The sequence below is a fragment of the Aeromicrobium sp. PE09-221 genome (assembly GCF_002174305.1).
In the GTDB taxonomy this organism is placed as follows: domain Bacteria; phylum Actinomycetota; class Actinomycetes; order Propionibacteriales; family Nocardioidaceae; genus Aeromicrobium.
The window spans coordinates 34,610-48,870 of record NZ_MIJB01000015.1 but is presented as its reverse complement, the minus strand read 5'-3'; the positions used below and the strand labels follow the sequence as shown (position 1 = coordinate 48,870).

Below are 14,261 nucleotides of genomic sequence, written 5' to 3'. Positions count from 1 at the left end.
GACACTGAGGTCATGCAGAACATCGTGGTGCTCACCGGCGGGATCGGGGGAGCGCGTTTCCTGGAGGGCATCCGCGCGGCACGTCCCGATGCCGATATCACCGCCGTCGTCAACACCGCGGACGATCTCTGGATCTTCGGCGTCCGCGTGTGCCCCGATCTCGACTCGGTCATGTACACCCTCGGCGGCGGCATCGACCCCGAGAGACGCTGGGGCCGCCAGGATGAGACATGGAATGTCCGGCAGGAGCTGGAGTACTACGGAGAGGCCGAGTCCTGGTTCGGTCTCGGCGATCGGGATCTCGGCACCCACCTGGTCCGGTCCAGTCGACTGCGCTCAGGGCTGACGCTGTCGCAGGTCACCGAAGGCCTGTGTGACCGATGGCGTCCCGGTGTCCGCCTCGTTCCGATGACCGATGACGAGGTCGCCACGCGCCTGGTCGTCGAGACTCCTGAGGGCGAGCGGGACGTGCACTTCCAGGAGTATTGGATCCGCTACCGGGCGCAGGTGCCGATCCGGTCGTTGAGATATGAGGGTATCGAGGCGGCGGTCCCGGCCCCGGGCGTCATCGAGGCCGTGGAGGATGCCGACGCGATCGTGATCGCTCCGTCGAATCCGATCGTCTCCATCGCCCCCATCCTCAGGGTGCCGGGGGTGCGGGAGCTCCTGCGGCGTGCGCCAGCACCGGTCGTCGGGGTCTCGCCGATCATCGACGGCGGCCATGTACGCGGCATGGCCGATCAGCTCCTCGGCGGGCTCGGTCTCGAGGTGAGCGCCGCGGGTGTCGCCGAGTTCCACGGCGCCCGCCTCCATACCGGGGTGCTCGACGGCTGGCTGGTCGACACCATCGATGCGGGGGACGTGCCGCGGATCGAGTCCGCCGGTATCACCGCGCGGGCCGTCCCGCTCTATATGAGCGATGACGACAGGACCTGCACACTGGCCGAAGATGCGCTGGAGCTCGCCCGGTCGTTGGCGAAGGAGCGCTGAGATGGTCAAGCTGATCCCGGTCGAAGGCATCGGCGAGATCGTGCCGGGTGACGATCTCGCGGAAATCCTCACCGCCACCGCCTCTCTCGCCGAGGGCGATGTCGTGGTCGTGACGAGCAAGATCGTCGCGAAGGCCGCGGGGCTTGTGACCGAGCGGTCGCGCGATGAGGTGCTCGCGGACGAGACGGATCGTGTCGTGGCGCGTCGCGGTGGCACGTCGATCGTGCGGACCCACCACGGGTTGACGATGGCTGCGGCCGGTATCGATGCCTCCAATGTGGCGGATGGACATGTCATCTCTTTGCCGTCCGATCCCGATGGTGATGCGCGGCGGTTGCGCACCCGGATCGCGGAACTGGCCGGTGTCACCGTGGGCATCCTCATCGCGGACACCGCGGGCCGTCCGTGGCGTCAGGGACAGACGGACATGGCGATCGGGTGCGCGGGTATCGTGCCGATCCGGTCCTTCGCCGGACAGACCGATGCACATGGCAACCCGCTCGTGGTCACCGCGCCGGCGATCGCCGATGAGATCGCCGGCGCTGCGGAACTGGTGTCCGGCAAACTCGGCGGTCGACCATTCGTCATCCTCCGCGGGCTCGATCCGACCATGCTGACAGCTGACGACGGGCCGGGTGCAACGGCGCTGGTGCGCGACGAGGGACACGACCTCTTCGGTCTCGGGTCCCGTGAGGCGGTGCTCGCGGCCATGCTGCGTACGTCGCGGCGAGGCTTTCCCGATCCGGCGGGCGAGTGGGAGTCCGTCGACGCGGTGCTCGCGGCGGCTTCCCCGCGGTGCCGCCGTGAGGGCAGCAGGGTGCTGATCGAACGGGGTGACGACGATATCGAGGCCGGCGCTCTCAGCGAACGGGTGAAGGCCGTGGCCTTTGCCTATGGGCTAGCGATCGAGGTGAAGCTGGCGTGAGTGATGCACGGTCCTCAGAAGAGCACGACTACGCGAAGATGGGTGGAGAGATGACGAAACATCGGATTGCTGTGGTGGGTGGGACGGGTCCGCAGGGCCGTGGTCTGGCGTACCGGTTCGCGTTGGCGGGTCATGAGGTGGCTATCGGATCCCGGGACGCGAGTCGGGCGAGGGAGAAGGCCGACGAGATCGCCGAGAAGGCCGGAGTAGCGGTCACGGGCGGTGAGAATGCGGCGGTGGTCGCGGATGCGGATGTGGTCTTGCTGGCGGTCCCGTGGGATGGTCATGGCGAATTGGTGACCGGGCTGGCTGAGGCGCTGGCGGACAAGGTCGTGATCAGCTGCGTCAATCCGCTCGGATTCGATCAGGATGGTCCCTACGGCCTGGTCCTGGAGGAGTCCGCGGCCCAGGAGGCGCAACGCCTGGTGCCCTCGGCGCGCGTGGTGGGGGCGTTCCATCACGTCGCGGCGCTCTCCCTGTGGAAGACACCCGATGCGTTGAGCCACGAGGATGTGCTGGTCTGCGGCGACGACGCCGCGGCCAAGGATCTGATCGCCGATCTCGCTGTCGCCGTGACGGGCAAGCGAGGCATCGATGCCGGTGGTCTGCGTCTGGCGCGTCAGCTGGAGCCGTTGACGGCCGTGCTGATCTCGATGAACAAGCGGTACAAGACCCGCTCGGGCATCGCCATCACCGGAGTCGACACGGCAGTGTGAAGGAGTAGCGTGATGGTGACCGAGCGAGAAGTCTCCCGGGCTGTAGCCCGGGCTGAGGCGGCCAAGACCCTGAGTCGCGATGAGATCGCGGCCCTGTTCGCCGCGCGTGGTGCGGACCTGGAGCGTTTGATGGTCGCTGCCCGCCGCGTGCGTGATGCGGGGTTGGCCGAGGCTGGCCGATCCCAGGTGGTCACCTACTCGCGCAAAGTCTTCATCCCGCTGACCAAGCTCTGCCGGGACCGTTGCCACTACTGCACGTTCGTCGAGTCACCGGCAGTCCTCGCGGCGAAGGGTGAGTCGCTCTTCCTCTCACCCGATGAGGTACTCGAGATCGCGCGGCGGGGTGCCGCGATGGGGTGCAAGGAGGCGCTGTTCACGCTCGGTGACCGACCCGAGGACCGGTGGCCCGAGGCGCGGCGGTGGCTCGAGGAGGCGGGATACGAGTCCACCCTCGAGTACGTGCGGGCGATGGCGATCCTCGTATTGGAGGAGACCGGTCTCCTGCCCCATCTCAATCCCGGGGTGATGAGCTGGGCCGAGTTGGCCCGGCTCAAGCCGGTGGCGCCCTCGATGGGCATGATGCTGGAGACCACCAGCACCCGACTGACGGAGAAGGGACAACCGCATTACAAGAGTCCGGACAAGGATCCGGCTGTGCGGGTGCGAGTCCTGGAGGACGCCGGCCGTCTGGCGGTGCCGTTCACGACCGGTCTGCTGATCGGGATCGGCGAGGACGAGACCGAGCGGGCCGAGAGCGTCATGGAGCTGCGCCGGATCAGCCGCGAGCATGGTGCGATCCAGGAGGTCATCGTCCAGAACTTCCGCGCCAAGCCGGACACCGCGATGCGACATGCCGATGACCTCGGTGTGGAGGAGTATCTGGCGGCGATCGCCACGTGCCGGGTCGTGCTCGGTCCGTCGGTGCGATTGCAGGCGCCCCCGAATCTCGTGGAGCTCGATGAGTGCCGTTCGCTGCTGGACGCCGGTATCGACGACTTCGGCGGCATCAGCCCCCTGACCCCCGATCACGTCAACCCCGAACGGCCCTGGCCCCAGCTCGACCGGCTCACCGAGCTGTGCGAGTCCGAGGGCTTCGCGCTACGCGAGCGGCTGACGATCCACCCGCCCTATCTGCGCGAGCCATGGCTCGATCCGCGGTTGCGCGGCCATGTCGACGCGCTCACCGCACCCGACGGCCTCGCCGATCCCGCGGCGCAGGTGATCGGGCGACCGTGGCAGGAGCCGGACGGCGGCTGGACCGACACCGGGCGCACGGACCTGCACACCACGATCGACACCACGGGCCGCACTGCTGACCGGCGGGGGGACTTCGACGAGGTCTACGGGGACTGGGCCGCGCTGCGCGAGCAGGTGCGTTCGGCTCCCGCCCTCGCCGGCGAGCATCTCGGCTCGGCCGAGATGGCCGCGGCGCTGCGGGCGGCCGAGGCCGACCCCGCGGGGCTCAGCGCCGAGCAGGCGCTCGCGCTGATGACGGCCGAAGGGCCCGCACTCGACGCCGTGTGCTCGCTCGCCGACGAGCTGAGGCGCGAGGCGGTGGGGGACGACGTCACCTATGTCGTCAACCGGAACATCAACTTCACCAATGTCTGTTACACCGGCTGCCGGTTCTGCGCTTTCGCGCAGCGTGCGTCTGATGCGGACGCCTACACGCTCTCTCTCGATGAGGTCGCGACGCGCGCCGCCCTGGCGGTGGACGTCGGTGCCACCGAGGTGTGCGTGCAGGGCGGGATCGACCCGGCGATGCCCGCGACCGCCTACGAGCAGATCGCCCGTGCCATCAAGGACGCCGCGCCGTCGCTGCATCTGCACGCCTTCAGTCCGATGGAGATCATGAACGGGGTCGCGCGCACCGGCCTGTCCGTCGCCGAGTTCCTCGTCTCGATCCGCGAGGCCGGGGTCGACTCGCTGCCCGGCACCGCCGCGGAGATCCTCGACGACGACGTGCGCTGGATCCTCACCAAGGGCAAGCTCCCCACCGCCCAGTGGATCGAGGTCGTCACCACCGCACACGAGTTGGGCCTGCCGACCACCGCCACGATGATGTACGGACACGTCGACCAGCCACACCATTGGGTGGCGCACCTGCGTCTCATCGCCGATATTCAGCGCAGGACGGGCGGATTCACCGAATTCGTGCCGCTGCCCTTCGTGCACCAGTCGAGCCCCATCTACCTCGCCGGGGTCGCCCGGCCGGGACCCACGACGCGCGACAACCGGGCGGTGCACGCCATGTCTCGCATCCTGCTGCACGGTCTCGTCGACAATATCCAGTGCTCCTGGGTCAAACTCGGCCCACCCTTGTGCGCTCAGGTGCTCGACGGAGGCGTTAACGACCTCGGCGGCACGCTGATGGAGGAGACCATCAGCCGCATGGCCGGCTCGACCAACGGTTCACGCAAGTCTGTCGCCGAACTCGAGCAGATGGCCGCCCTCGCCGGCCGACCCGCTCGACAGCGCACCACCCTCTACACCCCGGTGCCGGCATGACCGACCTATCGAGGGCCCCCCAACAGCGGGCGGTAGACCATCAACCTCTCGGTCGCGTCCGCGGTACACCGTCAATCCCATCGGTCGCCGATACGGTTGTCCACGTACCGCCACCGCAGGGAGCCGTCCGATGACCCGCAACGTGGCGGGACCGCGATGGACCGTGATCGTGCCGGTCAAGCCCTTCGACCGGGCCAAGTCCCGGCTCGCGCTGGAACCGGACCGACGTGCGCGCCTCGCGCGCCGGTTCACCGACCATGTCCTCGGCGAGCTGAGGCGGATTCCGGCGGTGGAGACCGTCGTCGTCGTGGGCATCGCTCACCCGGCCGCGGATATCGGACTCGCCGACCCGGGGACCATGGCCGCGGCGGTCGACCGGGGCCGGTCGTGGGCTGCCGCGCATCGTGCGGAGTACCCGATCGCCGTGATCCCCGCCGACCTTCCCGCTCTCACCGCGGCCACCCTGGGCGCGGCCCTCGACGCAGCGAGCGGCCATCGGCGTGCCTTCATGCCCGACCGCAGCGGAGAGGGCACCACCCTGCTCACGTCGTCATCGCCGGCCGAGCTGGCGGCCTCCTACGGTCCGGGGTCGGCCGATGCGCACCGCTTGCTCGGCCTCGTCGAGATCACCGGGGACTGGCCTGGCCTGCGCGATGATGTCGACACCCTCGCCGACCTGGAGCGCGTCGCCCGTCAGGGGCCGACCCAGGAGATCGGCCGTCTGATCGCCTCGTGACGCCTCAGGCGAGCTCCAGAACGATCCTGCCGTCGATGTGACCGTCCTTCATCTCCGCGAAGATCTCATTGATCTCCTCGAGCCGTCGCGTGTGCACCGTGGGGCGGACCTTGCCGGCGGCGAAGAACTCCAGCGCCTCCACCATGTCCTGGCGGGTGCCGACGATCGAGCCGCGGATCGTCAGCCCCCGGAGCACGGTGTCGAAGATGTCCGCCGGGAAGTCACCGGGCGGTAGTCCCACGAAGACGATCGTGCCGCCGCGCCGCGACATGGCCGCCGCCTGGCCGAAGGCGGAGGGGTGGACCGCGGTGACGAGCACGCCGTGAGCCCCGCCGATCTCCTCCTGTACGGCCTGCCCGGGGTCGGTATCTCGGGCGTTGATGACGAACTCGGCTCCGTGGCGGCGGGCGAGATCGAGTTTCTCGTCATCGATGTCGACCGCGACGACGCGCATGCCCATGGCGATGGCGTACTGCACGGCGACGTGGCCGAGACCGCCGATACCGGAGATCACGACCCACTCGCCGGGTGCCACCTCGGTCTCCTTGAGGGCCTTGTAGACGGTCACCCCGGCGCAGAGGATCGGGGCGACCTCCACGGGATCGACGCCGTCGGGGATCCTCGCGGCGTATCTCTCGTCGACGAGCATGTACTCGGCGAAGGACCCATCGACGGAGTAGCCCCCGTTCTCCTGCTGCTCGCAGAGGGTCTCCCAGCCCTTGCGGCAGTACTCGCAGCGACCGCAGGCCGACCACAGCCACGCATTGCCGACGCGATCGCCGATGGTGAGCTCGGTGACCTCGTCGCCGAGGGCGACCACCTCGCCGAAGCCCTCGTGCCCGGGCACCAGCGGACGCTTGGGCGGGACAGGCCAGTCGCCCTCGACGGCGTGGAGATCGGTATGGCACACGCCGGTGGTGAGCACGCGGACGAGTGCTTCACGCGGTCCGGGGGTGGGGACCTCCACCTCGTCGATCGTCAGCGGTGCCCCGGCCTCGCTGCTGACGGCTGCGCGCATGGTGCGGGGAATGCTCATAGTGACTCCTTCGATCGTGCTTCGACGGTACGCCGCCCAGGGGGTCACCGGCGTCGCTACTGATATCGCCTGAGTAGCCGACTAGGCTGGTGGAGTGTACGAGAGCGTGATCCAGGACCTCATCGAAGAGCTCGGCCAGTTGCCGGGCATCGGTCCCAAGAGCGCTCAGCGCATCGCCTTCCACCTTCTCGATGCCGACCCCGAAGACGTCAAGAGGCTTGCCGCCACCCTCGTGGACGCCAAGACCCGCGTGCACTTCTGCGCGATCTGCTTCAACGTCACCGTGGAGACGGAGTGCCGCATCTGCGCCGACACCCGCCGCGATCCTGCCATCCTGTGCGTGGTCGAGGAGAGCAAGGATGTCATCGCGATCGAGCGCACCCGCGAGTTCCGTGGGCGCTATCACGTGCTGGGCGGTGCGATCAGCCCCCTCGCGGGGGTCGGGCCCGATCAGCTGCGTATCAAGGAGCTGCTGGGGCGGTTGCAGGACGGTGCCGTCACCGAGGTCATCATCGCCACCGATCCCAATCTCGAGGGCGAGGCGACGGCAACCTATCTCATGCGGATGCTCATGCCGCTGGGACTGCGGGTCACCAAGCTCGCGAGCGGGCTGCCGGTCGGCGGCGACCTCGAATACGCCGACGAGGTGACCCTCGGCCGCGCCTTCGAGCACCGGACCTCGATTGGGAGCTGAACCTCTTCTCTCCGGCTGAGGCGTCCAGGACCTCATGTGGGTCGGCAGCTGAGCCCTTGCGGGCTGGGACGGATATCACGCCCGCAGCGCGGATGCGTAGACTAGGGGCGGCGCAGCGTGGCGTTCAGTTTCCTCAACGATCCGAAGGAACCTCCGTGGGCATTGTCGTGCAGAAGTACGGCGGCTCGTCCGTGGCCGACGCCACGAGCATCAAGCGAGTCGCCGGAAGAATCGTGGCGGCCAAGAAGGCCGGCCACGATGTCGTCGTCGTGGTCTCGGCTATGGGCGACTCCACCGATGAGCTGATCGACCTCGCCAACGAGGTCTCGCCGATCCCTCCCGCCCGTGAGCTCGACATGCTGCTCACCGCCGGCGAGCGCATCTCGATGGCCCTGCTTGCGATGGCCATCGGCAATCTCGGTCAGGAGGCGCGCTCCTTCACCGGCTCGCAGGCCGGAGTCATCACCGACGACTCGCACGGCCGCGCCAAGATCATCGACGTCACCCCCGGTCGTCTGCAGAATGCCCTCGATGAAGGTGCGGTCGTGATCGTGGCGGGCTTCCAGGGCGTCTCGCAGACCACCAAGGACATCACCACGCTCGGTCGTGGTGGCTCGGATACCACGGCGGTCGCATTGGCTGCGGCCCTCAAAGCCGATGTCTGCGAGATCTACACCGATGTCGACGGCATCTTCACGGCCGACCCGCGGATCGAGCCCCGCGCGCACCGCATCCCGGCCATCTCCTATGAGGAGACCCTCGAGATGGCCGCCAATGGCGCCAAGATCCTCCACCTACGGTGCGTCGAGTACGCCCGCCGCAATGACATGCCCATCCACGTGCGCTCCTCCTTCTCGGAGAAGACGGGCACGTGGGTCGTCGCCGCCGACCAGGTCGCGCGGCACCTCGAGCAGGAAGGTGACTCCGACATGGAGCAGGCCATCATCTCCGGCGTCGCGCACGATCGCAGCGAGGCCAAGATCACCGTGGTCGGCGTCCCGGACCGCCCGGGTGAGGCCGCGGCGATCCTGCGCGCCCTCGGCGACGCCGAGATCAATATCGACATGATCGTGCAGAACGTGTCGGCCTCGGCCACCGCGCTGACCGATATCTCCTTCACGCTGCCGCGGGCCGACGGCCAGACGGCCATGACGGCGCTGGCGCGGCTGAAGGATCAGGTCGGCTTCGAGCGGCTGTTGTACGACGACAGCGTCGGCAAGGTATCGATCATCGGCGCCGGCATGCGTTCGCAGCCAGGCATCACGGCCACCTTTTTCGAGGCTCTCGCGGCCGCGGGAGTCAACATCGCGATGATCTCCACCTCGGAGATCCGCATCTCGGTGACGGTATCGGAGACCCATGTCGACACGGCCGTTCGCGCCGCTCACGAGGCCTTCGGGCTCGGGACCGGCGAGGTCGAGGCCGTCGTGTACGGAGGGACGGGACGATGAGCCTCTCGATCGGAGTCGTCGGCGCGACCGGGCAGGTCGGCGCCGTCATGCGCCAGCTGCTGGAGGATCGCGACTTCCCGGCCGATGAGGTGCGCTTCTTCGCGTCCAGCCGTTCCGCCGGATCCACCCTGCCGTGGAAGGGCGGTGAGATCGTCGTCGAGGACGCGGCCACCGCTGATCCGTCCGGACTCGATATCGCGTTGTTCTCCGCCGGCGCCACGATGAGCAAGGTGCAGGCTCCGCGCTTCGCGGGGGCCGGCGTGACCGTGATCGACAACAGCTCGGCCTGGCGCAAGGACCCCTCGATCCCGTTGGTCGTCAGTGAGGTCAATCCCGGCGACATCCCCTCGGCCGACGGCCCCGGTGGTCGAGGCATCATTGCCAATCCGAACTGCACGACGATGGCCGCGATGCCCGTCCTCAAGCCCTTGCACGAGGAGGCTGGTCTGGAGCGTCTCGTCGTCAGCAGCTATCAGGCGGTCTCGGGCTCGGGGCTCGCCGGTGTCGAGGAGCTGCACGGTCAGGCCCTCGCCGTGGTCGAGAAGGCCGATGCGCTGACCCACGACGGCCGTGCGGTCGCCTTCCCGGATCCGGTCAAGTACGTCGCGCCGATCGCCTTCAATGTGCTGCCGATGGCGGGCTCGGTCGTCGATGACGGCTCGAATGAGACCGACGAGGAGCAGAAGCTCCGCAACGAGAGTCGCAAGATCCTCGGCATCCCCGAGCTGCTGGTCTCCGGCACTTGCGTGCGGGTACCGGTCTTCACGGGCCACTCGCTGTCGATCAATGCCGAGTTCTCGCGGGACATCACGCCGGAGCGGGCCGAGGAGATCCTGGCCGCGGCCCCCGGTGTCACGCTCACCGATGTGCCGACCCCGTTGGAGGCCGCCGGCCGCGACGAGAGCCTCGTCGGCCGTATCCGTCAGGATCGGTCGGCCCCCGGGCAGCGCGGTCTCGTGCTCTTCGTGGCCGGTGACAATCTCCGCAAAGGCGCCGCTCTCAACACCATCCAGATCGCCGAACTCCTCGTCTGACCCTGGAACCCGTTGAGTGTGACGTTTGGACGGTAGAAACGTAGGTTTTGCCGTCCAAACGTCACACTCAACGGGTTCCGGTCGGGTCAGGTGAAGGCGGAGTAGTCGTCGAGGACCTCGGGGTTCTGCAGGGCCCCCTTGGCGGCGGCGTCGCCGATCGGTGTGCCACGCAGGATCCTCTTGACCGGCACCTCGAGCTTCTTGCCCGACAGGGTGCGCGGCGTGCCCCGGACCTGATGGATCTCGTCGGGCACATGTCGCGGTGAGAGCCGACTGCGCAGTTCATCGCCGATCCGCGCGCGGAGGTCGTCGTCCAAGGTCGCGCCCTCCGTGAGGGTCACGAAGAGCAGGAGCCGTCCGGCGCCGCCCTCATCGTCCTCGAGGTGCACCACGAGGCTGTCGGCGATCTCGGGCAGCGACTCGACGACGACATAGAACTCCGAGGTGCCGAGCCGTACGCCGCCGCGGTTCAGCGTGGCATCGCTGCGACCGGTGATGACGCTGCTGCCGTAGTCGGTGATCGAGATCCAATCGCCGTGGCGCCACACGCCCGGGATGTCCTCGAAATAGGCGGCGCGATACCGCGACCCGTCGTCATCACCCCAGAAGCCGACGGGGAAGGAGGGCATCGGCCGGGTGATGACGAGCTCGCCGAGCTGTCCGACCACCGGCCGGGCGTCCTCGTCGTAGGCCTCGACCGCCGCCCCGAGACAACGGCACGAGATCTCGCCGGCGTAGACCGGCACGGTGGGCGCAGAGCCGACGAAGGCCGCACACGTGTCCGTGCCGCCCGACAACGAGCACACCTGGACCTCGGACCCGAATTCCTCGTGCGCCCACCAGAACCCCTCCGCGGGCAGCGGCGCGCCGGTCGACCCGATCGTCCGCAGCGCAGACAGATCGTGGTCGCGCGCCGGGTGGAGCCCCTGTTTGCGGCATTCGAGCAGATAGGGCGCACTGGTGCCGAAATAGGTGACTCCGAGATCGTCGGCCATGCGCCAGAGCTCTCCGAGATCGGGTGCGCCCGGATTACCGTCGAACATGACGATCGTCGCCCCGGCCCCCAATCCTGAGACGAGGAGATTCCACATCATCCACCCGGTCGTGGAGAACCAGAAGAAGCGGTCATCCGGGCCGAGGTCGTTCTGCAGCGCCAGCGCCTTGAGGTGCTCGACGGTGATGCCGCCATGTCCGTGCACGATGGGTTTCGGCAGGCCGGTGGTGCCCGAGGAGAACAGGACGTACAACGGTGCGTCGAAGGGCAGCCGCTCGAACTCCAGTGATCCGGGCTCGGCGGTGAACTCTGCCCAGCTGACGGACTGGTCAGGGGACGCGGCCGCGGCGTCGAGATACGGCAGCCAGATGGTCGTGCGGATGCTCGGCAGGGCCTCGCGGATGGTCTCGACCTCGGCGCGACGTTCGATGGACTTGGCGCCGTACTGATAGCCGTCCACGGCGAGCATGGCCACCGGCTCGGTCTGCTGCCAGCGGTCAATGACGCTCTGGGTACCGAACTCGGGCGCGCAGGAGGAGAAGATCGCGCCGATGCTCGCGGCGGCCAGCAGCAGCACCAGGGTCTCGGGGATATTGGGCGCGTAGGCCGCCACGCGATCACCACGTCGCACACCTGCACGAAGGAGTCCCGCCCGGGCACGGGCCACCTGATCGCGGAGCTCGGCGGCGGTGAGCGCGATGTCCCCGCGTGACTGCGAGCGGGCGACGACCACCACCTCGTCGTCGGCTCGGCCGGGCAACCGCAGCATCGCCTCGGCGTAGTTCACGGCGACATCCGGGAACCACCGGGCGCCGGGCATCGCCTCGTCTGCGAGGGCCGTGGTGGGGTCTCCGTCGGAGGGGATCTCCAGGTACCGCCACACCGCCGACCAGAAGCCGTCGAGGTCGGTGGTGGACCAGCGCCATAGCGACTCGTAGTCACCGGTGTCGACGATGCCATTCTCCCGCAGCCAGCGCTGGAAGTCCTCCAGTCGGCTCGATCCATCCAATGGCGGCTGCCAGAGCACGGGCGCGGTCACTCGGCATCATCTCCGGGTGCGTCGGCGGCGAGGGATAGGACCCGGTCGGCGGCGGCGAAACACCCGGCGCCGAGAAGCGGGAGGAGCAGGAGGGCCCACGCGGAGCCGACCGGCCCGAGGAAGAAGGCGAGGACGAGTGTCAGGACCGCGATCATGCCGAGCGCCGGCACGGTCCACGGCCGCCGGAAGCCGACCGACCGCAGGAAGAGCGCGCTGACGACCACGACGAGGATGAGCAGCAGGACGACGAGCAGGAGGCCGGTGCCACCCGCTCCGCCGGCGACGCCGCGAACACCGGAGACACCCCACGTGGTGACGGTGCCCAGCACTGCCAGGAGGAGGCCGGCGGCCGCTCCGGTGACCGCGGCCGTGACATCCGGCGGCCAGGCCGGCCAGCGCAGCGCACGGATTTCGCCGATCAGCAGGTCGAGTCCGAGCCGGGTGCCCGCCATACCCCGACGGGCGATCGCCGCGCCGCGTTGACGGAAGGGAACACGCGGCGGCCGTGGGTATCGTTCCTCGCGGTCGCGGCGTGGAATGCGAGGGCGCGTGAGGGTACGGGTCTGCTCTGGTGCGGGCTTCTGCGCGTTGGGCTGCTCGCGGGTGACACGACGGATGACGACCTTCTTCACGCGGGGCGCGTCGTCCCTCTCGGCCATAGCAGCAGTGTCGCACATCACGCCAGCGGACGTCCGCTTGTCGCGCGGGCAGGGCTCCAGACGCTATTCGACGAGTCCATCGAGCGCTACAGCCACCACCGCCCCCATCGATCACTCCCACACCGAGCGATCCCTGGCGCGCGTTACGACGCACTCCCCAAAGCGCTCCCCGCGGGCAACCGCGACACCCAGACCCACACCTGAATCCGCCACGACCGCATCGATACCAGCGGCGTCGTCACCCTCCGCGTCGCCGGATGACTCCACCACATCGGCATCGGCAACGCCACTGCCAGCGGACTCGGTCCGCGAGCTCATCGTCGACACCAGCGGCGACTCCCGCCACGACAGAAAAAGAGCCCGAACCCACGTTCCGTGGGTTCAGGCTCTTCCAGTGTCCTACGACATCACACATGGTCGGGGTGACAGGATTTGAACCTGCGGCCTCGTCGTCCCGAACGACGCGCGCTACCAAGCTGCGCCACACCCCGTGGCCGATTCGATTGCTCGAACCTCATCGAGTCTACCCAGTGAGGGTCAAGAGCGTCGCCTCGGGTCGGCACGCGACGCGGATCGGGGCGTACGGCGAGGTGCCGAGGCCGGCGGAGACGTGCATCCACGAGGCATCGTGGCCGGGTGTCTGGTGCTGGTGGAGGCCTTTGGCGCGACGGGTGTCGAGATCGCAGTTGGTGACCAGCGCCCCCCAGCCCGGCAGGCACAGCTGGCCGCCGTGGGTGTGGCCGGCGAGGATCAGCGGGTAGCCCGAACGGTTCCAGCGGTCCAGGACGCGCAGGTACGGCGCATGGGCGACGCCGATGGCCAGATCGGCGGAGGGGTCGGCGGGAAGATCGTCGAGCTCGTCGTACTCCAGATGGGGATCGTCGACCCCGACGAAGGCGAGCCGCCGACCGTCGACCGTGAGATGGTCGTGACGATTCGACAGATCGAGCCAGCCGCGACTCGTGAAGGCGGAACGGAGCTCCTCGAAGGGCATGTCCCGGGGGCGTTCCCAGTCGCCTCCGGCCTGGGTTCCGCTCCCTCCGCGCAGGTAGGCGAGGGGGCTCTTCCGTCGAGGGGAGAAGTAGTCGTTCGAGCCGAAGACGAACACACCGGGCAGGTCGAGCAGTTCGCCGTAGGCGTCGAGCACGGCGGGCGCGGCATCGAGGTGGGCGATGTTGTCGCCGGTGTTGACGACGAGATCGGGCTCGAGGGCGGCGAGGCCGCGCAACCACTCGGCCTTGCGATGCTGACCGGGGAGCATGTGCGCATCGGACAGATGCAGGAGGCGCAAGGGGCGGGACCCCGGCTCGAGGACCGGCACCGTGAATCGCCGCAGCGTGAACGCCCGGACCTCATACAGTGCGCCGTAGGCGAGCGTCGCGGCACCGACGACGAAGGGCGCGGCGAGGGCGAGGGCACGGGCGGACGGCACCCGATCAGCTTACTGAGGCCGTGCACGGGAGACGGCTCGCCGATGCG

At 68.6% G+C, this 14,261-nt stretch carries 12 protein-coding genes and 1 tRNA gene; 8 read left to right on the top strand and 5 right to left on the bottom strand.

Annotated elements, in window-relative coordinates; genetic code table 11:
• Positions 1-12 precede the first annotated feature (12 nt).
• The 5 genes from cofD to cofC all read left to right on the top strand — a co-directional run bounded on the left by cofD (position 13) and on the right by cofC (position 5,875).
• Positions 13-990 (top strand): 2-phospho-L-lactate transferase, encoded by a 978-nt coding sequence (cofD, locus tag BHE97_RS08540; protein ID WP_087623612.1) that lies wholly within the window; start codon positions 13-15, stop codon positions 988-990.
• Between the two features lies 1 nt (position 991).
• Positions 992-1,915 (top strand): coenzyme F420-0:L-glutamate ligase, encoded by a 924-nt coding sequence (gene cofE / locus BHE97_RS08535; RefSeq protein ID WP_087623611.1) that lies wholly within the window; start codon positions 992-994, stop codon positions 1,913-1,915.
• Entirely contained in the window at positions 1,912-2,631 is a 720-nt protein-coding gene (gene npdG / locus BHE97_RS08530) for an NADPH-dependent F420 reductase (RefSeq protein ID WP_236757596.1), read from the top strand. Before cofE ends, npdG begins: the two co-directional genes overlap by 4 nt.
• 12 nt (positions 2,632-2,643) lie before the next feature.
• Positions 2,644-5,139: a bifunctional FO biosynthesis protein CofGH gene (locus tag BHE97_RS08525; protein ID WP_087623610.1), complete on the top strand. Its 2,496-nt coding sequence runs from the start codon at positions 2,644-2,646 to the stop codon at positions 5,137-5,139.
• Positions 5,140-5,269: 130 nt separating this feature from the next.
• Positions 5,270-5,875, top strand: coding sequence for a 2-phospho-L-lactate guanylyltransferase (gene cofC, locus BHE97_RS08520; RefSeq protein ID WP_087623609.1), 606 nt, complete (start codon positions 5,270-5,272; stop codon positions 5,873-5,875).
• Between the two features lie 4 nt (positions 5,876-5,879).
• Here cofC and adhP read toward each other — a convergent pair whose 3' ends face one another.
• The gene (gene adhP, locus BHE97_RS08515; RefSeq protein ID WP_236757595.1) at positions 5,880-6,911 is read right to left on the bottom strand and encodes an alcohol dehydrogenase AdhP; all 1,032 of its coding nucleotides are present in this window, start codon (positions 6,909-6,911) and stop codon (positions 5,880-5,882) included.
• A gap of 94 nt (positions 6,912-7,005) precedes the next feature.
• Here adhP and recR point away from each other — a divergent pair, with 94 nt between their 5' ends.
• The 3 genes from recR to BHE97_RS08500 all read left to right on the top strand — a co-directional run bounded on the left by recR (position 7,006) and on the right by BHE97_RS08500 (position 10,090).
• Complete coding sequence (gene recR, locus BHE97_RS08510) at positions 7,006-7,605, top strand: recombination mediator RecR (RefSeq protein ID WP_087623608.1); 600 nt, start codon at positions 7,006-7,008, stop codon at positions 7,603-7,605.
• A 155-nt stretch (positions 7,606-7,760) separates the two neighbouring features.
• Positions 7,761-9,056 carry an aspartate kinase gene (locus BHE97_RS08505; protein ID WP_170931340.1) on the top strand — a complete coding sequence of 432 codons (1,296 nt, stop codon included), beginning with the start codon at positions 7,761-7,763 and terminating at the stop codon, positions 9,054-9,056.
• Entirely contained in the window at positions 9,053-10,090 is a 1,038-nt protein-coding gene (locus BHE97_RS08500; RefSeq protein ID WP_087623607.1) for an aspartate-semialdehyde dehydrogenase, read from the top strand. Before BHE97_RS08505 ends, BHE97_RS08500 begins: the two co-directional genes overlap by 4 nt.
• Before the next feature lie 86 nt (positions 10,091-10,176).
• Here BHE97_RS08500 and BHE97_RS08495 read toward each other — a convergent pair whose 3' ends face one another.
• The 4 genes from BHE97_RS08495 to BHE97_RS08475 form a co-directional block, all read right to left on the bottom strand.
• Entirely contained in the window at positions 10,177-12,123 is a 1,947-nt protein-coding gene (locus BHE97_RS08495) for an acetoacetate--CoA ligase (RefSeq protein ID WP_201791368.1), read from the bottom strand.
• Entirely contained in the window at positions 12,120-12,782 is a 663-nt protein-coding gene (locus BHE97_RS08490) for a hypothetical protein (protein WP_087623606.1), read from the bottom strand. The genes BHE97_RS08495 and BHE97_RS08490 overlap by 4 nt, the downstream gene beginning before the upstream one ends.
• A 414-nt stretch (positions 12,783-13,196) precedes the next feature.
• Positions 13,197-13,273: transfer RNA gene (locus BHE97_RS08480), tRNA-Pro, on the bottom strand.
• Positions 13,274-13,305: 32 nt separating this feature from the next.
• Positions 13,306-14,214 (bottom strand): metallophosphoesterase, encoded by a 909-nt coding sequence (locus BHE97_RS08475; RefSeq protein ID WP_087623604.1) that lies wholly within the window; start codon positions 14,212-14,214, stop codon positions 13,306-13,308.
• Positions 14,215-14,261: the final 47 nt, after the last annotated feature.